This is a genomic window from Telmatocola sphagniphila (assembly GCF_018398935.1).
Taxonomy (GTDB): Bacteria; Planctomycetota; Planctomycetia; order Gemmatales; family Gemmataceae; genus Telmatocola; species Telmatocola sphagniphila.
On the sequence record NZ_CP074694.1, the window covers coordinates 4,375,933 to 4,394,165 of the forward strand.

An 18,233-nucleotide genomic window follows, 5' to 3' on the forward strand; every position below is an offset into this window, starting at 1 on the left:
CAGCGAAAACCAGTCAACCGGAAAAAGTTCGGGCTTTAGGCCACTCGACGCAGGGAGATGGCCTCAGAGGAAACAAATCGAGCGTGAATTTGAGTTTTTCGAACCTGGATCGGTTCCGGTTCGTTCCAGACCAGCAAGAGGAAGGCGGGCACCAGAAAGGGACGAACGACGAACGTGTCCAGCATCACACCGAACGCGAGTGCAAAGCCCACCTGCTTAAGAGTCGACAGATCGGCCAGCATCAGTGTTCCAAACGTTCCGGCCATGATGACGCCGCAGGCCGTGATGGTTCCACCGGTTTTCGCCAATCCGCGTTGCACTCCTTCAACCAGACCGTAGCGACGGCGTTCCTGAAGAATCCTGCTGACCAGAAGAATGTTATAATCTTCGCCGATTGCCACCAGAATGGTGAACAGGAAGAACGGCACTCGCCATTCGATTAAACCGAATGACCGCCCGGTGAGCCACATGCCGAACAAGGCCGTTGCTCCCAGTGTCGCGTAGTAGCTGAGCAGCACGGTACCTAGAAGGTAAGTCGCCAACCAAATTCGGCGAACCAGAATCAAGAGGATGAGAAACACTCCCGTAATCACTAGCGAATTCACCACGAGCCGATCTCGAGAGATGACGTTGGCCATATCGCGGGCGTTGATGGTCACACCATAGCATTCAGCCCGGGTGGTTCGGAAACTTTCGGATTGCCCGGGCAGGAGATTCTGGATCCAACTTTCTAATTGATTCAGACTGCGAATACTTTCCGGCTCGAATGGATCGGCCTTCAGCACGACATCCAACCGTGTGACATATTCGCTTTCGGATTCTTCGCCGATCCGGGCCACATAGTGTTCGACGGCCGCCAGTTGAGTCAGCGAATCGATTCCCTCCTGAAAGCGGCTCAGAAACGGATTCGCCTTAGGTGATTCTTCCAAAGGCTTGCCCAGCGGTTGCGTGAGACTTCGAACCTCGGCCACATTTTCCAGGTTGGCAAACCCGAAGCTCAGTCTTTGAATGAGATTCCGGCCCTCGGGTTCATTCCAATTTCGCGGGCTGGTCAATAGTACGGTAATCGGACCGGTTTCGCCCGCCGTGAAGTGCCGTTGGATCACACCCATTCCTTTGACACTCAAGGCATTCGGGCTGAGATCCCCTGTCGGTTTAAAACTCGGACGAATTTGCGTGCCCAGTATGACTAGCGGCATAAGAATTAGCAGCGAAATGCCGAAAACCCAGCCTGGTTTGGCAACCACAAAGCGGCTCGCCCGCTGCCAGAATGTACTTTCCAGTTTCGAGGGAGACATCAGTCGGACGCGCATCGGCCAGAACACGCTTCGTTTGCCGATGGCCAGGAGTGCGGGAGTAATCGTCAGCGCGGCCATTAATCCGACCAACAGGCCAAGAGCAATTACCGGCCCGGCACAGCGAATTTTGCCGAATTCAGCAAAGCCCATCATCCCTAAACCGCAAATAACGGTACCAGCGCTACCGACGATTGCACCGGTGACCGCTCGCATGGCTCGGGGTAAACCCCCTTGGGGAGTTTGACCATATTCCAATTCTTCACGATACCGGCTGATCAGAAACAGACAGTAATCGGTCCCGGCCCCAAAGAGAATAACGATGGCAAACACCTGGCTGATATTGACCAGTTGCACCCCGGGAATGAGGGTGAGAATCGCCAGCAGTTGCAAGGCGACGAAAACGGCGAATCCGATAGTCACCAAGGGGACCATCGCCAGCCAGGGCGATCGATACACAGCTAGAAGTACAACGACTACCAGCCCAATCGTCGCGAAGGTGGTGCGATCCAGACTTTTGCCTCCGGCATTCACGAGATCTCGGCCCACACCGGCCGCCCCGCTAATGGTCCAGCGAAGATTCGATTTGGGGGAGGCGGTTTCACTTTCGCGAAGTTCGTCTTCAACGCGGTTGAGCGCCACTCGAGTCTGATGGGCTAAATAGGGAGTCGCCAGACTGATCGGCACCAGAACGCACTTCTTATCGTTGCTGATCAGCCGGGCGCCAATCGGCCCTTCCTTATAAGAAGCAATCTGAGTGATACCCAGTGCCGAATCGGTGGATTGCAATTTGCGGAGTTGGGTAATGACAGTATCGACGTAACGAAACTCTTCAGGCTGTAATTCGGAACTGTCTTCGCGCTCGAAGGTAACGATGGCCCGGCTAGCGGCCACATCTTTAGGGAAAGCCAATTCTAGCAGATGAAAAGCTCGAACACTGGGTGCCGACGCCGGCATAAAGCTGACATCGTCGTCGGTAGCGTTTTTCTGCCAGTCGGGCGCGACAACTTTCAGCCCAATTGCCACTAGCAGCCAGATGGACAGGATCTTCCACGGGTGCCGACCCGCTTTTTGACCCAGAAAATGAAACATCCCTTACCTGCTTTCCCCTTTTTGGCATGCGTAAAAACATGCCCCTGCGTATTACCCATATTTCGGGAAAACGGTCAAGGGGGAGTTGGGAAACGGCTCGGCCCGTTTTTACGTGGGTCACCCGAATTACCCATTTCAACAAGATATACCGAGATCTTTAATTGAAATGAAAGAATGGGACATGCAGCTTCACTCGCAATAGTAGTGCAGGCTGAAATTTACTTGAAACTCCACCGATCGCGGATCGTCCGAAATAATCTCGTCTTCCTGCAAGTAATAAGAGCAATCCTCAAGTAATTCCAAACATCTTTGATGCTTCATCAATCTTTGTGAATTTCCCGAAGTTCTACTGTTGAATGTCGGATGGACAAAGCTCGGCTCCAAAAGCTTCTTACCTAGGGATTTGGCTAATTTCTCCGCCTCGGCTTGTGCCTTGAGGTAAGCCTCCCGGGTTGCCTGGATCTGCTGCGCGTCCGACAAGCGAGAAATGTAAAGGAATTGCGGTTTGAAATCGGGTTCGGGGTCCTGCATCGATGCCTGCATGGCCTGGATGTAATGCATTTGGGTTTCCAACCCGGGGGCCAAATTGACGGGTTCTTCTTCCGCTGGCGGTTCTTCGGTGGCCTCTATTTTGAGACGGTCCACCATAATAAGAACCTCTTCTGCGCGGAGGGAATCGATCGGCCAGTACGCCGTCAGTACCGCATGCAACTCCGGGTTATCAGTCACCTTTTTTTCCGGAGAGGCCGGCACGCCGGGTATCGGGCGTTTGAATCTCTGCAAATTTTTAACGGAATCCGGCACGGCATGTTCACTGAAGTGCGGTTCCCCGCAATCGATTTGTGTCGCACCTAAGGGAGTGAGCCACTCACGTGCAGCTTCGAACTGTTTCTTGAGCTTGGCTAGACCCAGCTCCATGGTCGATTCCGCCGCTCGTATTCGAAGCTTCATTAAAAGAAGGCAAGGTCGAACGCGTACGGAGGCAGTTCCACTTCCGTGAACTTGCAGCTTCCTCGATTCGTTGTCAGCCATTCGCTAGGGTCCGTTGGGTGATTTTGACGGTGAGCAATCATAACGAAACAGATCGACCTCTGTCATGAAAAATGACAACCACTTTGAAGAATCTCTAAAAAAGAAATCTCTGAACCCAATAATTGACAACCGGTCTGTTAAAAACTGATGTTTTTCGAGTAAACTGCTTCTGCCGATTTCCTTCCCGTGCCAAGAGGGTACTATCATAACGCCATGTCCATAGCCATACGATGCAGCGATCTCAAAAAGACTTATCCTGCCAAGCCGCCTGTGGAGGCCGTGCGGGGGATTGATTTGACCGTAAACACCGGTGAGTGTTTCGGCCTGCTCGGCCCGAATGGAGCCGGGAAAACGACGACGATGGAAATGTTGGAGGGTTTGCTCGATCCAACTTCGGGAACCCTGGAAGTCCTCGGGAAAACCTGGATGGATGCTGGGGATCACCTGCGTGAGCGAGTCGGCATCTCGCTTCAGGAAACTCGGCTGTCGGACAAACTCACCGTTCGCGAAACTCTGAATCTTTTTCGAAGCTTCTATAAGCAGGGTATCACTGTTGAGGAGGCGATTGGGATCGTATCGCTCGAAGAAAAAGCTCGCTCTTATATCGACAAGCTCTCCGGAGGGCAGAAACAACGTCTGGCCCTGGCTTGCGGCCTGGTCGGCGACCCGGAACTGCTGTTTCTCGATGAACCGACCACCGGCCTCGATCCGCAATCACGCCGGCAAGTCTGGGATATCGTACAGCAATTGAAGTCACGAGGACGCACTGTGCTCATCACGACCCATTACATGGACGAGGCCGAGCGTCTTTGTGATAGAGTTTCCATTGTCGATCATGGCAAGATCATTGCACTTGGGACACCGGCCGAGTTGATCCAGCAGGCCGGCGGAAGCAATATCATTGACGTCACACTGGCTCAAGACCCGCACTTTCCGGAATCCTACTGGCACGATCTTCCCAGTGTGCGTAAGGTCGCGATTGAAGGCAAAACCATTCATCTGACCATTGATGAAACGCACGTGACCATGCCCCGAATTCTCGACATGCTGGTGAAAGAGGGCTGCGAATTGACTGGTTTGGCGAATCGCAAAACCACTCTGGAAGATGTCTTCGTTCAATTGACCGGCCGGCATTTACGGGATGCGGATTGATTCATCGGAATAAGGAATTGGAATTATGCGGCAATCCGCACTCATGCATCTCACGAGAGCGCGACTGCTCGAGTTCTTTCGAGAGCCCGCGGCAGTCTTCTGGGTCTACGGCTTCCCCCTGGGTTTAGCTCTTATTCTCGGGATTGCTTTTCAAGATCGGCCCGTCGAGAAATTGAATGTCGATGTGATTACGACGGCGGAGAACGAATCGGCCCGCACCAAACTCTCGGAAACATTGAAAGTCGATACCCGTCTGGTCCTGAACACCTATTCGTTGGATGAATCCCGTAAACGGCTGATGAGTGGGAAGACCGATCTGATCCTCGAACCCCTCGCCGCTACAGAAAAGCCCAATTTCAAAGTCTGGGAAGAGCGAAACCGGCCGGAAAGCGTTCTGACCCGAAGTGTTGTCGAAAGCATTCTGAACAAATCCAAGCTCGGTGAAAACGCGGTTCAGATTGAAGACGTCCAACTTCAGGAAGTCGGCCGAAGATATATAGATTTTTTAATACCCGGTCTCATCGGCATGAACCTTATGGGCGGCGGGTTGTTCGGAGTCGGCTTCGTCATCGTGGATATGCGCGTCCGGAAACTGCTGAAGCGATTCCTGGCCACACCGATGCGGAAAACCGACTTCACGGCCAGTGTGATGGCCAGCCGATTGCTTTTCACGATACCCGAAGTGAGTGTTCTATTTGGATTTTCCTATCTGTTTTTCGGCGTGGTATGTAAAGGCTCGTTGCTCGATCTCTTTATCGTCATGCTCTTTGGCGGAGTGGCCTTTACGGGCCTGGGTCTGCTAATCGCCAGCCGAGCGAAGACTATCGAAACCGTCTCGGGATTGATGAATGCAATTCTGATTCCCCAATGGGCCGTTTCCGGAGTTTTCTTCTCAGCCGAGCGATTTCCCGAGGCTTTTCAGCCGTTTATTCAACCTCTGCCACTGACGGCACTAAACAACGCTTTGCGAACTATTATGAACGAAGGCAAAGGGGTTCTGGACTGTTTGCCGCAATTGGGAATTCTGACGGCCTGGGGTCTGGTTTCGTTCTTCATCGCCCTCCGAATATTCCGCTGGCGTTAATCCATGAGACAATTACTTTTCGTTTATGGCACGTTGAAGCGTGGCTTGCAGAATCAGCATTTTCTTGACGAACAGAAATTTGTCGCGGAAGTTAAAACGCTGCCGCACTACCGCATCTACCACTTCGGCTGGCATCCGGGCATGATTGAAGTTTCTGCACAAGGGCTTGCCGTCCGCGGGGAGATCTATGAAGTGGATGAGCAGGCATTGAGCAAGATGGACGAATATGAGGAAGTGCCCACTTTCTTTATCCGCAAGCCGGTTCTGATTCTCGGTTTCGAAAATGTGGATGCCTACTATTTTAATCGAGAAATCCCGGCCGGTACGCCATTCTCCGACCATTGGCCCTTTGAGATTCCAAAGTCTTGAGGCGGAAGCTCACGCTTTGATCTGTCGACTGATCAACCAATGATCCCGTTCGCGAGAGATGCGAAATCGATCGCCGGGCTCGCGAAAGCAGACGAGATAATCCGCTTCGTTAATTTTTTCGACAATCGTCCAGACGCCCTTATTGATGGTCAATTTTTTTTCGGGGGCCCATTCCCAGGGCTCTACTTCGGTGGCAATGGCTCGTCCATTTTCGATCAGTTCGTACCAGGGTTGGCCGAAGGATTCCGGAGGAGCCTCCGGCAGTGGTTCCTTCCCGGAAATGAGTCTTCGCAACAGGGAGGAGTGCTTCACATCCTCTTCGAGTCCGACGAGAAAACTGGGTACCGCATGGCCATTCTCGGCCCGTATCTCGATCCATCGAAAAAAGCACTGGATACCGCGCCAGGCTTCTTCGTAGCCTTCCTGGGCCAGTTGTCTCTCCCAAAGCTCCCACTCCGACGCCGAACGCTTGCTCATGGCCGGACCTCGTAATTCAGACGCTGCCGGGGTTCGAGTTTCTGAGAGCCTGGAGATTTCAACCGCCAGCGAAGCATCGAATATCGCTGCGTGGAATCGACCGAACGAACGGCCAGCCACAACGCTTTCCGGCTCCCGACCACGACGACCAATTTTTTTCCGCGCGTGATGCCCGTGTAAAGCAAATTCCGCTTCAACATGACAAAATGTTGTGTATGAAGGGGAATAATTACGGCCGGAAACTCACTTCCCTGGGATTTATGGATGCTCGTAGCAAACGCATGGACCAGCGAATCGAGCTCGGAATACTCGTACTTCACTTCCTTGTTTTCGAACTGTACGAACAGTTCGCGGTACTCCTCGTCGATATCGACGATCATACCGATGTCGCCGTTGTATACCTCTTTGGTGTAATCATTTTCAGTCTGAAGAACCTTATCTCCCACGCGGAATGTTACGCCAAACCTTTCCAGTTCGACCTTGGTATCCGAACGGGGGTTGAGAACTTCCTGCAACACTTGATTCAGATTGCGAACGCCGAGTTCGGTCTTGTTCATCGGCGAAAGGACCTGCACATCCCGCTTGGGATCCAGCCCGAATTTGGCCGGGATGCGTTCCGTCAGCATGGCCACCATCTTCTCGATGATCTGGGGCGGTTCATTAGCTTCAACGAAGTAAAAATCGCCGGTACCGGGTGGCGAAGATTGCGGTTCTTCGCCGCTATTGATGGCGTGGGCCGCGCGAATGATATGGCTCTCGGCCGCCTGGCGAAAAATCTCCTTGAGTTGTACGACTTTGATGGTTTTGGAGGCGATGAGGTCGGCCAACACCGATCCCGGACCAACGGAAGGCAACTGATCCACATCACCGACGATCACCAGACAAGCCCAGGGAGGGATAGCCCGCAAAAGATGGTGCATCAAAGTCACATCGACCATTGAAGCTTCGTCGACAACCAGCAAGTCGCAGTCAATCGGATTGTCCCGATCGCGAACGAAGCCGAGCAGACCGGCATCATATTCGAGTAAGCGATGGATCGTCTTGGCCTCTTGCCCGGTGGATTCGGATAATCGCTTGGCCGCACGTCCAGTCGGAGCCCCCAAGGCCACGGTCAATTTTTTAGCCTGGAAGATTTCGATGATACCGCGAACGATCGTGGTCTTCCCTACCCCCGGCCCCCCGCGAATGACGATCACTTTCTCCGTGAAAGTCGAACGAATCGCTTCCTTCTGGGATTCCGCAAACTGAATTCCCATTTTCTCTTCGACCCATTGCATCGCTTTTTCGCTGTCGATATCGGGTAGAGGATGTTCTCCCTGCCGGAGAATTTGCAGGGAATTCGCGATGCTGTTCTCGGCCAGAAACAGGGGCTTCAGGAACAACCAGGCGTCGTTTTCCTGGCTGCCGGCCGACATGTCATCGTTGCGGAAGGCTTCCGCCAGATCTTCCGGCTTCGGTCGATCCCGAATCCACTCATCATCCTGAATTCCCGCCTGGATGGCGCTTTGCAGAATCTCAGAAGGAATATCGGTCAGCACACTCGCTTGTTCGAGAACGCGCGGCTCGGGAAAGCCGACGTGTCCGTTCTGAGAGGATTCCTGCAACACAAACCGCACGGCGGCGCGAGCTCGTTGCGGCGAATTCAGTGGCAGGCCCAAATTGCGCGCCACTTCATCGGCGGTCTTGAAGCCGATCCCCCAGATATCCTGCGTCAGCCGGTAGGGATTCTGCTTGATCATCTCCACGGCCCGATCACCGTAGATTTTGTGGATTCGTAACGCTCGTGCCTGACCGATCCCGTAACTCTGAAGAAAGACCATGATCTCGCGCAGACCGCGCTGCTCTTCCCAGCTTCGGCGGATCTTATTCATCTTCGAAGGGCCGATCCCCTTGATTTCCGAGAGGTGCGTCGGCGACTGGTCGATGATCTCGAGCGTTTTTTCTTTGAAATGAGCGACGATCTTCTTGGCGAATGCAGGGCCGATTCCCTGAATCAGGCCGGAGCCCAGATATTTTTCAATTCCCTGTATGGTGTGCGGGGGCGTGGTCTTAATGGTATTGGCCTTGAACTGCCGGCCGTGCGTCATATCGACGATCCAGTCTCCTTCGGCGTCAATGAACTCTCCGGCCACAGCCGTCGGCAGATTTCCGACAACGGTGACGCTATCGGGAAATCCGGCCGCCTGCACGCGAAGAACGACATATCCGTTGTCCTTGTTGTGAAAGATAATGCGGTCGATCGTTCCCGATAGGTTGGCCATGGGTCTTTCTGTGAGCGTCTAACTGGTCTGCTTGAACATAATCAACCGGCAAAGATACTCAAATGCTAGAATGATCGTAAGCGTACCTATAAAATTATAGGACTCCCTTCCCAGCGTAACGGGGGAGTCTCCGAGTTTCAATGATAGAGATTTCAGAGTCGCGGGAAGGTCGCGCGATCTGTCCATAAATGCGCTTTTTCATTACACTTACTGTTTGATGAATAATCGAATGGCATGAAGCCGTTCAGATTCTCGATCGCGAGGGTATACCGGTGTCACTGTTAGCTGCTTCGTTCTGGTCGCACCTGCTGAATATTATCATCATTCTGCTGGGCTTATTCCTGATGTTGGTCATTCTGATCCAACGAGGTAAGGGGGGCGGTCTGGCAGGAGCCTTCGGTGCGGCGGGGGGATCCAGCGCGTTCGGGGCAAAAGCTGGAGACCAGTTTACCAAATTTACCATTATTGTTGCGGGAATTTGGGTTCTGGCGCTGATGGTGCACGTCCGGGTGGCCAAATACGATGGCGCGCATCCGGAAACCGCACAAATCGCCACGCAGCAGTGATTCGCGCAACCCCTTTGGAATATATTGACCGTGCTCCACAGCATGACGGGTTTCGGTGAGGCTCGCCATGAAGGGGATTCGTTTTCCCTTCTGGTGGAACTTCGCGCGGTCAATAATCGCTATTTAAAAGTCACGGTACGAGGCCCCGATCCCTATCCTCTGCTGGAAGCGGAGGTGGAAAAAGTCATCCGCCGGACCATCAAACGAGGCACTCTTCTCGTCCAAGTCCGCATCAATCGACAGGATGGCAGAGGGGAATATCGTCTCAATTCCACTGCGTTACTCTCTTACCTGAAACAGGTGGAATCGGTTCTGTTACAGGCCAATATGCCTCAATACGCTCCGGCTTTGATGCCTGGAGTGCTGCAATTACCGGGGGTTGCTCAGGAGACCAGCCTCGAGGGGCATCCTTCCGAGACGGAATGGAAATTATTCGAGGATGTGCTCAGTCAAGCCGTCCATCGGTTGCAGCAGATGCGGGTGGAAGAAGGTCGGGCGATGGCCCTGGAGCTCCAACGACTGCGTGCGGCCATCGTCGAGCAGTTGAATTCGATTCGCGAACAGACGCCACGGGTGGTGGGTCTTTTCCGAAACCGGTTGAAAGACCGGCTGGCGAGCGTTCTGAAAGAAGAGAAAGTGGCGGTTTCCGAGGAAAATCTGATCCGGGAAGTCGCTCTGTTTGCCGACCGCTGCGACATCAACGAAGAAATTGCACGCCTGGACAGCCATCTGGTTCAGTTCGATAATGTGATCGAAAAAGAGAGCGATTCACCCGGCAGAAAACTGGAATTTCTGGTTCAGGAAATGGGTCGGGAAGTGAATACCATCGGCTCGAAGGCCAGCGATTCCGCCATCTCCCGACTGGTGGTGGAGATCAAAGCGAAGCTAGAGAATATTCGGGAATTGATTCAGAACGTGGAATAAACACCGAGAAAAGGAACGCGGCATGACGGCACCGGCGATCATCATCTCCGGACCGAGTGGAATCGGCAAATCGAGTGTTATCGCGCGTCTGCTGGAAACCTGCCGGTATCCTTTAAGAATGTCGATATCGGCGACAACCCGATCCCCGCGTAAAGGCGAAAAAGAAGGACAACATTACCACTATTGGAACGTCGAGCAGTTTCAGCTGGGTATCCGGGAGAACCGCTTCCTCGAATGGGCCCGGGTTTACGAAAAGGATTACTACGGCACGCTGATCGAGGAAGTCGAACCGTTTCGGAATAAAGGGATTGGAGTGGTGCTGGAGATCGACGTCCAGGGAGCTGCGCAGGTCCGGGAGAAGCTGACGGATACCTTTTCTGTATTCCTGCTGGCCCCGTTGAGCGTTTACGAAAGCCGACTTCGCAGCCGGGGGACCGAAACGGAAGAAGCCATACAGAGACGATTGCGGGCGGCGCAGACCGAAATTCCGCGGATGAAAGAATACAATCTGACTTTGGTGAACGACAATCTGGATGAAACCGTAGAACGTATACGGGCTGAGGTAGAGCTACGCTTTACCGAATCCCGGTAGGAGTGATTATGATCGATGAATTGAAGGAAGAAGAAATCGTGAATCGCGTCGGCGGCCGCTTTAAGCTGTCCACGCTGATGCAGAAACGCATGGTGGCCTTGAACACGGGTGCAAAACCGCTCGTAAGCACGCGAACTGAAGATCGCATGGCCATTGTGGTCGAAGAAATTCTGCAAGGAAAGATATTTCTGGATACCGAAGGGAATCTCCAGACCCTGGAATCGGATCTTCCGCCGATCGAAGGGGCAGTTGACGAACAATTGGGCTGATCGATTGGCTCTGAGAGCCAATTTTTTCCAGCAAGGCGCCTGAAAAACTTTAACGGTTGATGCATTCGGAGTTTCACTCGATGGCGGATTCACCTCGAATAGCACCTTTAGGCGGTCCTTCAGGGGATCGACTCAATTATAAACCGGTTTCCGGATTCGCGGTTGCCGCCGTGGTGTTCTCCGTTCTGTATACGGTAATCATTCTGGCTTTGACGATTGCCGCGTTTGTAGCAAAAAAACCGATTTTAATTCAGGAGCTATTGCTGCTTCCCGCGCTCGGTTTGGTCTTCTCGATCATCGGGCGATCGCAAATCAAAAAATCGGAAGGAACCCGAGTCGGACTGGGACTTTGCAACATTGCCTGGTGGTTATCCATCGTGGGTGGGGTGATGTTTGCCATGTACATTCTGGCGAACGACTTTGCACTTCGTCGACAATCTCAGGAGACCGCCAAGAAATTCATGGATGCCATGAAAGAAGGCAAATGGAACACAGCATTTCTATTGACAGTCGATCCGGGCCGAAGGGCCTCCGTAACTTCGGATGATGCCGAAGCTTTGGAAGCGGAATTCGGCAAACCGATGACTGCAGGTTTCCGCCAGAACGAATTGATTCGCATATTCAATCGTTACTCCTCGACGGGAGAAGTTAATTACTTGCCGCTGGGCGTTCAAAGCTGGGAAAGTACGCCCCGAGGATATGAGTTCCGGTTGGGCTACCAGATCCTTTGCCCGGAAGGGATATATGGAGTTTCCCTGGTACTTAAGGGATTTGAAGGTCCGAATATCCGCGGTCGCCAGTGGTCGGTACACGTACCCCAGGCTGAAGCGGCGGTGACATTGGTCTCGCGTTCCCCATACGGCAAGCTTTATCAGGACATCGGTAGCGAGGCCTTCTCGACTGCGATTCGATTCGTGGAAAAGCTGAATTCCAATCAGTTGGAATCCGCTTATCTGATGACTCGGCCGATTGCGGAAATGTCGAAAAATGAAGCTAATCTGTCCGGTCAACTCCTCTTGAGCGGTGGGACGCTGGCTGGGATCGAGAAAAACTGGCATTTTCCCCCGGAATTTTCCAAGGAATTTCTGCGTCTGAGCGGAGACAAGACCCCCTCTCCCCAGCAACTGAAAATGTTCGAGCAGATTATTACCAGCCGAACATTACGACCAGCGGGCGCTTCGAAGCAATTTGCTAATACAGAAAAGTACCCGGAGTTTAGTGCCTCTGAAAAAGAAACCCGTCTCACCTTCCCTGTCGAATTTAGTTTGCCGAATCCGCCCGGAGCAGCTGGTTCCGGTAGAATCATTGTGGAAAGTACCAATCCGGAATTCATCGCCTTGAGCTATAAGCTCCGTCAGGATTCTTCGAAGGATCCGACGTTGAAGGCCGAGGTGACCAATGATTACATTAAAACTGCACCTCCAAGAGATTGGCGAATCGTAGGCTTCGTATCGAATTTCGAACCTCTGGAAAGCAATAGTCCGGCCGCTGCTGCAAAACCTGGCCCCTAAGCGTCCGCCACGGAGTAATTTCTCTCAGCCATCGGGAAACAGAATGGAAACACCCGAAGTTGTTTCCATTCGCCCGTGACATTTCCTCAATAATCATTTTCTCACCGCGCGGTTTCAAAAAGATCGACCCAACCCTTATAAGCATTGCCGATCTGTTCGACCGCCTGAGTTCGCTGAATCTGATTGTTCAAAAAATTCTTCAGCGGATCCCAAAAGGTGGTGCGACCCACCGCGAAACCAATAAACCCGTTTACTGAGGCCGCGATCCTCAGCCAATCCGCGACGTGCTGATCATTCTCCCCACGGCCCAGAACGATGCAACCCACGCGCGAACGTCCTTCACGCCGTGCCACGGCCACAATCTTCTGGCAATCTTCCTGTTTATCTAAACCTTCGATTTTCCAAACATCCGGTTCCACTCCGCCCTTCTGCAACTCCTCGATGGCCTGCACCATCAATTGCGGTCGCAACTGCAGATCATATTTCTTGGAATTGTTGTCGGTTTTTCGCAATTGTTCGGGTGTAGCGGGAACTAACAATTCGAACATAAACCAGCGATTCGTCGAATGAAGATATTCGGACAGAGTCTTGAGTCGGTTGATCTGCCGTTGATTCAATCCGGTATCCGAACCCGGGTTGTAGCGGACGAGAACTTTGCAGAAGGTAGGATTGATCGCTTCGATATGACGGGCGAAATCATCCCCATATTCGAAATCGAATTCGTCGTGACCGCTTTGCTCGGCCGGACAAGCAGTCAGATACCCCTCTCGTGCGGCATCTTTCAAAATGCCCGCACCGAATTCTTCATCGACCAGAATTCCCGCGCGATCCTTGGGTACGCCTTCTGCAACGGCGAGCCGGAACCCGTCGAAGATCACTCGTTTGGCCTGAGCGATTTTTTCAATCTTCTCGGGGCTTAGCGGCTCTTCCCAGCCAAACAAATTTTTAGTGAACGTGGCCCGATGGTCGAAAGGCAGGATGTAAAGGGGCTTGTCGTAACCTCGCTGCATGGCGAAATCTCCTGGGTGACCGCTTGGGCGAGTAACTGAATTTTAACAGCGATCATCGGCCGCTGGGAAGTCACCAAATGCTTACGAAGATTCCGTTCAGGGCAACGGCACAATCTGGACGTTTCTATATCGGATACTCTGATCGGCCTCGAAACTGACGGGTCCCAAAATCGTTTCGAAAGGCTTTTCTTTTTTCAATAATTCTTCCCGCATCCGGGCCGCGCTGCTCTGATTGGCGCGTACGATGGCTTCTGCGATGATCTCCAGGGCGGCATAGGTTTCGTAGAAAGTCGTTCCCGGTTCGGTACCAAATTTGTCCTGGTAGCGTTTGGCCAAAGCTTTCTGATCTGCCCGATACGATTCGAAATTCAGATTGTGTAGCGATATTCCATCTTTTTTCAGCTGCGTTTGAAGGTGTTTGAAGTTTTCCGACTCCAGGGCAATTGGTCCCAGGTAAAGAATCTGCAGTCCCTTCGCTGGCGTCTTGAAGCGGGAGTTGGGATCTTCGCCCGCGAGTAACCCCGTGACTTCGAAAAGGTCGCCCGAAAGAATCAGGATTTCAAAATCCTGGTTGACCAGTTTCAGTTCGCTGTGATCTGTGATCCGCTGACGGAGATCTCCGAAAAGTATCTGGGGATCTTCACTCTTATTATCTCGCAACGCAATCTTCTTCCGCGGAGATTGTTTGCCGATCCATTCCATGATTAGATCCACACTCTGCTTCGGCGAGGGTGACAAATGGAACACATTCGGTTGGGTAACAGTACGCTCCGCTCGCGTCGGGCTCAGAGCGATAATCGGCTCCGAACTCAGACCGCGTATCATCGACTGCACTTCCGATTCGACGCTGGCGCCGATCATAGCCGGAGGCTTGTTAAGCTGAGCCACGCGAATCGTTTGAGCTTCAAAATCCGAAGGTTCCGAGCGGGCTTCGATTTCCACAACCTTGATCGGACGTCCCAGCGGCCATCCTTTCTCTTTCTTCTCCAGATCTTGCAGGGCAAATTCGACGGCCCGCAACTCTTCGGGCGCAGTATAAATTTGAGCCAGCACAATAGCTTCGGGCTTTGTTCCACCGCGGCAGCCGGTCGCTAGAATTAGCAAAAGTGGGAAAATACAGCGAATAAACCGCATAGGAACTCCGGGAAATCATTTCAACAAGTCTTAATTTAGCGGTGAAGTCCATTTCTCCAATGGGAGTAACACACCTCACAATTGTGAGAGTTTGGTGTTTTTGATTTCAATTCGATGAGAATTCGAAACTTTTTGAATCGGAACTCGTTCAGATTAAAGTAGAATCGAAGGGATTATTTAGAATTCTTTAGAGGCAAGGACTACTGCCGCATGGCGGAGCAATCTCCGAGAACGATTCGGCTGCCGAAGATGAGTCGGGATGTATTCCTGGAACATCTGAAGCTGAGCGGCCTATTGGACGGCAAGGACTTTGATACCGTCATCGGTGGGTTATCGAATGCTCCTCGGGGCCGGGTTCTGGCGCGCGAGCTCGTGGAAAAAGGCTACCTCACCCGCTTCCAGGCCGAACTTCTGCTGGCCGGTCGAACCCACGGTTTCATCCTCGGACAATACCGCATTCTCGAAGAGATTGGTCGGGGAGGCATGGGCCGGGTCTTCAAAGCCGAACACCAGACCATGAGCCGAGTGGTCGCTCTTAAGATTCTCGATCCCAAGCTGACCAAAACGGACCGGGCTCGCCTGCTGTTTCAACGCGAAGTCAAAGCGGCGGCGAAACTCAATCACCCCAACATAGTCACCGCCTTCGACGCCAATCAGATAGCCGATCGCTGCTATCTCGTGATGGAGTACGTCGATGGCCCGAACCTCAGCGACTTTGTCAAAAAACATGGTCCGCTCCCCGTGACCCAGGCGGCCGATTTCATTCGGCAAGCTGCTCTGGGACTGCAGTTCGCCCACGATCTGGGTATGGTACACCGGGATATCAAGCCCGCTAACCTGCTCGTCCAGAAGAACACCAGTAAGTCCGCTGCAAACAGTTTTACAGTCAAGATTCTCGATTTCGGTTTGGCTCGGTTGTCGACCTCCGACGATGGAACGATCGATAATTCCGAAACCATTCTGACCAATAAACAGTCGGTCATGGGCACGCCGGATTATCTGGCACCGGAACAGGCTCGAAATATCCATTCCGTCGATGCCCGCTCCGACCTCTATAGTCTGGGCTGTACCTTCTATTTCCTAGTTACTGGTCAGGTCCCCTTTGTCGGCGGTACTGCGTTCGAAAAACTGGTTCGCCACACCACGGAAATACCTCGCACCGCCCAACAGGTAAACCCCAGCGTTCCCGATGTGATTTCCGAAATCATCGAACGTTTGATGGCCAAAGATCCCGACGATCGCTTCCAATCGGGGGCGGAACTGGCCGCCGTGCTCTCTATGCTGGGACAGCCGGAACAGGGAAGTTGGATTGACGTGAAGCCACTGGCGCAGGAGTCGGAAATTTCCCTCGGCAGCAGCAACTTCCTGCCTCGACCCACCGAAATCGAGATCCCCAGTGATATCGATGAACTCTGGGCGAGCCTCGAAGACGATCCCAGCAACGCCAGCACCAACACTTTAACGGGCGATCAGAGCAAAACGACGGTAAATAATACCGATACGATTCGTAAACTGAAGCACGCCGATCACTTGAACTGGATACTTACCGGCGTGATTCTTATCGTTCTGATTCTCGCCGTCCTTGGCATCCGGGCGCTCACTCACCAGTTCGATAACGGCTGATCTCTTCTTGACAGTCTTGAATTGAATCTCGCAGTACCAAATAGTACTTCAACTATTCGCGATCAACCGATCCAGCACCCTTTGCATATCCGTCGGCAGTTCGCTCTCCCACTTCAGAGTTTGGCCCGTTGTGGGATGCGTTAAACCGAGAACCGCCGCATGCAGCAGCTGACGAGTGGCTCCGCTCTCGTCCGGAACCGGCTTACCATGAAGTGGACGATCGTAAATTTTTTCCCCGCAAAGCGGTGCGCCCGCTTCCCCCAGGTGAATGCGGACCTGATGGGTGCGGCCCGTTTCGAGTCGACACTCGACCAGCGCATAATCCCCGAAAGTCTGCTGCACATGGAAGTAGCTGACGGCTTTTTGAGCTCCCTCGGCCGATTCCGAACCGCTTCCTCGGCGGCCATCACCCCGATCGCGAACCAGATAACTTTCTAGCCGCCCTTCGGGAGGAACTCCGCGCGTCAAAGCGAGATAGCGGCGTTCCAGACGATGGGCCCGAAAGTCGTCTTCCAATTTCTGAGCAGTGGGCCGATTCCGGGCAAACACCACCAGACCACTGGTATCGCGATCGATGCGATGCACGGCCGTTACTTTGTGGTTGGGTTCGCCGAGCAATCCCGGTAGCAGATCCGCCAGAGTCGCCGGCAGAAACTTTCGCTTTCCTGCGCCAAACTCTTCCGCTTCCTCTCGATCTCTCATGGTGGTCAGACCGGCGGGCTTGTCCACGACTACCAGGTCGCCGTCCAGATAGACGATCTTTGGGGTGGGGCCTTCATAGACGGGAGCCGTTCGTTCCGGGCGCGGAGCAACGGGCCTGGGTCGAGATGAAGTGTGCTGCGCGGGTTCGCGCACCTCGATTTGGGCGCCGATCTTGGGCCGCTGATCGACTTGACGGCACTTTTGACCATTAATGAAAACCTTGTCGGTTTCAATAAGGGTCTTCGCCTGCGACCAGGACAGGGAGAGTTTTCGGCGCAAGAAGGCTGCCAGCGTCAACTGGCGGTCTTCCCGTTCAAAAGCAAAGGTTGGCATCAGTCGGAAATATCGAATTCGGATTTTTCCACTTTGTCGAGTAGCTTGAGTTCGGTGGTGGTAGATTCCATGAACTTGGCGCCGTCGTGAAGCACTTTCGACTTCATGGGCATCATCACTCCGTCGACCTTTTTGTAATCGCTCAGGAAATATTCCTGATTGCCTTCTTTTTGTTCGGTATTCAAACCGCGTTTTTCCATCTTGGTTACCAGGTAGGTCTTGGTGTCAATATAGATCTTGGTATCCTTCAGACCTTTGGCTTTAATGAGTACCACGTAAGCTTCGCTGTCCGCCACCTTTGCTTTTTCCGGCAGCAGGGTGACTTCGAAAGCTTTGTCTTCGAGGAGCGGGGTCAGCTGTCCGATCTGATGCAGAATCAGGCTTTCTTTCAATTCGCCCTTATTCGCTTCATCCACTGGCATTTCCATGCCGTTGGCGACCATGCGCATTTTATCGCCGTTGACCACTTGCACCATCTTGACCTTCTGGCCCATGAATTCGACGTTAACGATCGTCTTCATCTTGTCGGGATTCAGATAAACCGACTCGGAGGTGAAGGCCACTTCCAACTCGTTTATTTCGATGGTACCTTTGGTCTTCTCGCGAGCGGCAGGATATTTCTTTACGGCTTCCGCGCCCCCGCTGGCTTCGATTGCCTTCTTCAGAACCGCTTCTTTATCCAGCTTGTCTTGAGCGGAACTTCGGGCCGTCAGTCCGAGGCTTACCGCACCGACGACGAATAAACAGATCGCTCGGCGAATCATAAACTCTCCTGTGGTGGTAGGTTTCTTACTTGAATATTCTCAT

At 52.9% G+C, this 18,233-nt stretch carries 17 protein-coding genes; 9 read left to right on the forward strand and 8 right to left on the reverse strand.

Annotated elements, in window-relative coordinates; all coding sequences use genetic code 11:
• Positions 1 to 35: 35 nt before the first annotated feature.
• Both KIH39_RS17480 and KIH39_RS17485 read right to left on the reverse strand, forming a co-directional pair.
• A complete protein-coding gene (locus KIH39_RS17480; RefSeq protein WP_213494508.1) occupies positions 36 to 2,387 on the reverse strand; it encodes an MMPL family transporter in 2,352 nt (783 codons plus the stop codon).
• 189 nt (positions 2,388 to 2,576) lie between these two features.
• A complete protein-coding gene (locus tag KIH39_RS17485) occupies positions 2,577 to 3,305 on the reverse strand; it encodes a hypothetical protein (protein WP_213494509.1) in 729 nt (242 codons plus the stop codon).
• 327 nt (positions 3,306 to 3,632) lie between these two features.
• Here KIH39_RS17485 and KIH39_RS17490 point away from each other — a divergent pair, with 327 nt between their 5' ends.
• The 3 genes from KIH39_RS17490 to KIH39_RS17500 are packed head-to-tail and all read left to right on the forward strand — an operon-like array spanning position 3,633 to position 6,024.
• The gene (locus tag KIH39_RS17490; protein WP_213494510.1) at positions 3,633 to 4,571 is read left to right on the forward strand and encodes an ABC transporter ATP-binding protein; all 939 of its coding nucleotides are present in this window, start codon (positions 3,633 to 3,635) and stop codon (positions 4,569 to 4,571) included.
• A gap of 25 nt (positions 4,572 to 4,596) precedes the next feature.
• On the forward strand, positions 4,597 to 5,655 hold the full coding sequence (locus KIH39_RS17495) for an ABC transporter permease (RefSeq protein ID WP_246539326.1): 1,059 nt from the start codon (positions 4,597 to 4,599) through the stop codon (positions 5,653 to 5,655).
• A gap of 3 nt (positions 5,656 to 5,658) precedes the next feature.
• Positions 5,659 to 6,024 carry a gamma-glutamylcyclotransferase family protein gene (locus KIH39_RS17500; RefSeq protein ID WP_213494511.1) on the forward strand — a complete coding sequence of 122 codons (366 nt, stop codon included), beginning with the start codon at positions 5,659 to 5,661 and terminating at the stop codon, positions 6,022 to 6,024.
• A 9-nt stretch (positions 6,025 to 6,033) separates the two neighbouring features.
• Here KIH39_RS17500 and KIH39_RS17505 read toward each other — a convergent pair whose 3' ends face one another.
• Both KIH39_RS17505 and recD2 read right to left on the reverse strand, forming a co-directional pair.
• Entirely contained in the window at positions 6,034 to 6,501 is a 468-nt protein-coding gene (locus KIH39_RS17505; protein ID WP_213494512.1) for a hypothetical protein, read from the reverse strand.
• Complete coding sequence (gene recD2 / locus KIH39_RS17510; protein ID WP_213494513.1) at positions 6,498 to 8,762, reverse strand: SF1B family DNA helicase RecD2; 2,265 nt, start codon at positions 8,760 to 8,762, stop codon at positions 6,498 to 6,500. Before recD2 ends, KIH39_RS17505 begins: the two co-directional genes overlap by 4 nt.
• Positions 8,763 to 9,034: 272 nt before the next feature.
• On the opposite strand from recD2, the gene secG reads away from it, so the two are divergent.
• From secG to KIH39_RS17535, 5 genes are all read left to right on the forward strand, one after another.
• Positions 9,035 to 9,328 carry a preprotein translocase subunit SecG gene (secG, locus tag KIH39_RS17515; RefSeq protein ID WP_213494514.1) on the forward strand — a complete coding sequence of 98 codons (294 nt, stop codon included), beginning with the start codon at positions 9,035 to 9,037 and terminating at the stop codon, positions 9,326 to 9,328.
• A 30-nt stretch (positions 9,329 to 9,358) separates the two neighbouring features.
• The gene (locus tag KIH39_RS17520; protein ID WP_213494515.1) at positions 9,359 to 10,252 is read left to right on the forward strand and encodes a YicC/YloC family endoribonuclease; all 894 of its coding nucleotides are present in this window, start codon (positions 9,359 to 9,361) and stop codon (positions 10,250 to 10,252) included.
• Positions 10,253 to 10,274: 22 nt separating this feature from the next.
• Positions 10,275 to 10,844 carry a guanylate kinase gene (gene gmk, locus KIH39_RS17525; protein WP_213494516.1) on the forward strand — a complete coding sequence of 190 codons (570 nt, stop codon included), beginning with the start codon at positions 10,275 to 10,277 and terminating at the stop codon, positions 10,842 to 10,844.
• Between the two features lie 8 nt (positions 10,845 to 10,852).
• Positions 10,853 to 11,113 (forward strand): DNA-directed RNA polymerase subunit omega, encoded by a 261-nt coding sequence (locus tag KIH39_RS17530; RefSeq protein ID WP_213494517.1) that lies wholly within the window; start codon positions 10,853 to 10,855, stop codon positions 11,111 to 11,113.
• Between the two features lie 80 nt (positions 11,114 to 11,193).
• On the forward strand, positions 11,194 to 12,624 hold the full coding sequence (locus KIH39_RS17535) for a hypothetical protein (protein ID WP_213494518.1): 1,431 nt from the start codon (positions 11,194 to 11,196) through the stop codon (positions 12,622 to 12,624).
• Between the two features lie 101 nt (positions 12,625 to 12,725).
• Here KIH39_RS17535 and KIH39_RS17540 read toward each other — a convergent pair whose 3' ends face one another.
• Together KIH39_RS17540 and KIH39_RS17545 are read right to left on the reverse strand one after the other, a co-directional pair.
• Positions 12,726 to 13,634 (reverse strand): 2-deoxy-5-keto-D-gluconate 6-phosphate aldolase domain-containing protein, encoded by a 909-nt coding sequence (locus KIH39_RS17540; RefSeq protein ID WP_213494519.1) that lies wholly within the window; start codon positions 13,632 to 13,634, stop codon positions 12,726 to 12,728.
• Between the two features lie 96 nt (positions 13,635 to 13,730).
• Positions 13,731 to 14,768, reverse strand: coding sequence for an ABC transporter substrate-binding protein (locus KIH39_RS17545; protein ID WP_213494520.1), 1,038 nt, complete (start codon positions 14,766 to 14,768; stop codon positions 13,731 to 13,733).
• Between the two features lie 210 nt (positions 14,769 to 14,978).
• On the opposite strand from KIH39_RS17545, the gene KIH39_RS17550 reads away from it, so the two are divergent.
• Entirely contained in the window at positions 14,979 to 16,391 is a 1,413-nt protein-coding gene (locus tag KIH39_RS17550) for a serine/threonine protein kinase (RefSeq protein WP_213494521.1), read from the forward strand.
• A 48-nt stretch (positions 16,392 to 16,439) separates the two neighbouring features.
• Here the strand turns inward: KIH39_RS17550 and KIH39_RS17555 are convergent, their stop codons facing one another.
• Both KIH39_RS17555 and KIH39_RS17560 read right to left on the reverse strand, forming a co-directional pair.
• Positions 16,440 to 17,426 (reverse strand): RluA family pseudouridine synthase, encoded by a 987-nt coding sequence (locus KIH39_RS17555; RefSeq protein ID WP_213494522.1) that lies wholly within the window; start codon positions 17,424 to 17,426, stop codon positions 16,440 to 16,442.
• Positions 17,426 to 18,190 (reverse strand): LolA-like protein, encoded by a 765-nt coding sequence (locus KIH39_RS17560; RefSeq protein WP_213494523.1) that lies wholly within the window; start codon positions 18,188 to 18,190, stop codon positions 17,426 to 17,428. The genes KIH39_RS17555 and KIH39_RS17560 overlap by 1 nt, the downstream gene beginning before the upstream one ends.
• Positions 18,191 to 18,233 lie beyond the last annotated feature (43 nt).

Coding starts and splice junctions, on each gene's coding strand:
- KIH39_RS17555 (WP_213494522.1), bottom strand. CDS start 17,426: ATGCCAACCTTTGCTTTTGAACGGGAAGACCGCCAGTTGACGCTGGCA.
- KIH39_RS17530 (WP_213494517.1), top strand. CDS start 10,853: ATGATCGATGAATTGAAGGAAGAAGAAATCGTGAATCGCGTCGGCGGC.
- KIH39_RS17495 (WP_246539326.1), top strand. CDS start 4,597: ATGCGGCAATCCGCACTCATGCATCTCACGAGAGCGCGACTGCTCGAG.
- gmk (WP_213494516.1), top strand. CDS start 10,275: ATGACGGCACCGGCGATCATCATCTCCGGACCGAGTGGAATCGGCAAA.
- KIH39_RS17560 (WP_213494523.1), bottom strand. CDS start 18,190: ATGATTCGCCGAGCGATCTGTTTATTCGTCGTCGGTGCGGTAAGCCTC.
- KIH39_RS17500 (WP_213494511.1), top strand. CDS start 5,659: ATGAGACAATTACTTTTCGTTTATGGCACGTTGAAGCGTGGCTTGCAG.
- KIH39_RS17540 (WP_213494519.1), bottom strand. CDS start 13,634: ATGCAGCGAGGTTACGACAAGCCCCTTTACATCCTGCCTTTCGACCAT.
- KIH39_RS17480 (WP_213494508.1), bottom strand. CDS start 2,387: ATGTTTCATTTTCTGGGTCAAAAAGCGGGTCGGCACCCGTGGAAGATC.
- recD2 (WP_213494513.1), bottom strand. CDS start 8,762: ATGGCCAACCTATCGGGAACGATCGACCGCATTATCTTTCACAACAAG.
- KIH39_RS17535 (WP_213494518.1), top strand. CDS start 11,194: ATGGCGGATTCACCTCGAATAGCACCTTTAGGCGGTCCTTCAGGGGAT.
- KIH39_RS17490 (WP_213494510.1), top strand. CDS start 3,633: ATGTCCATAGCCATACGATGCAGCGATCTCAAAAAGACTTATCCTGCC.
- KIH39_RS17545 (WP_213494520.1), bottom strand. CDS start 14,768: ATGCGGTTTATTCGCTGTATTTTCCCACTTTTGCTAATTCTAGCGACC.
- KIH39_RS17485 (WP_213494509.1), bottom strand. CDS start 3,305: ATGGAGCTGGGTCTAGCCAAGCTCAAGAAACAGTTCGAAGCTGCACGT.
- KIH39_RS17505 (WP_213494512.1), bottom strand. CDS start 6,501: ATGAGCAAGCGTTCGGCGTCGGAGTGGGAGCTTTGGGAGAGACAACTG.
- KIH39_RS17550 (WP_213494521.1), top strand. CDS start 14,979: ATGGCGGAGCAATCTCCGAGAACGATTCGGCTGCCGAAGATGAGTCGG.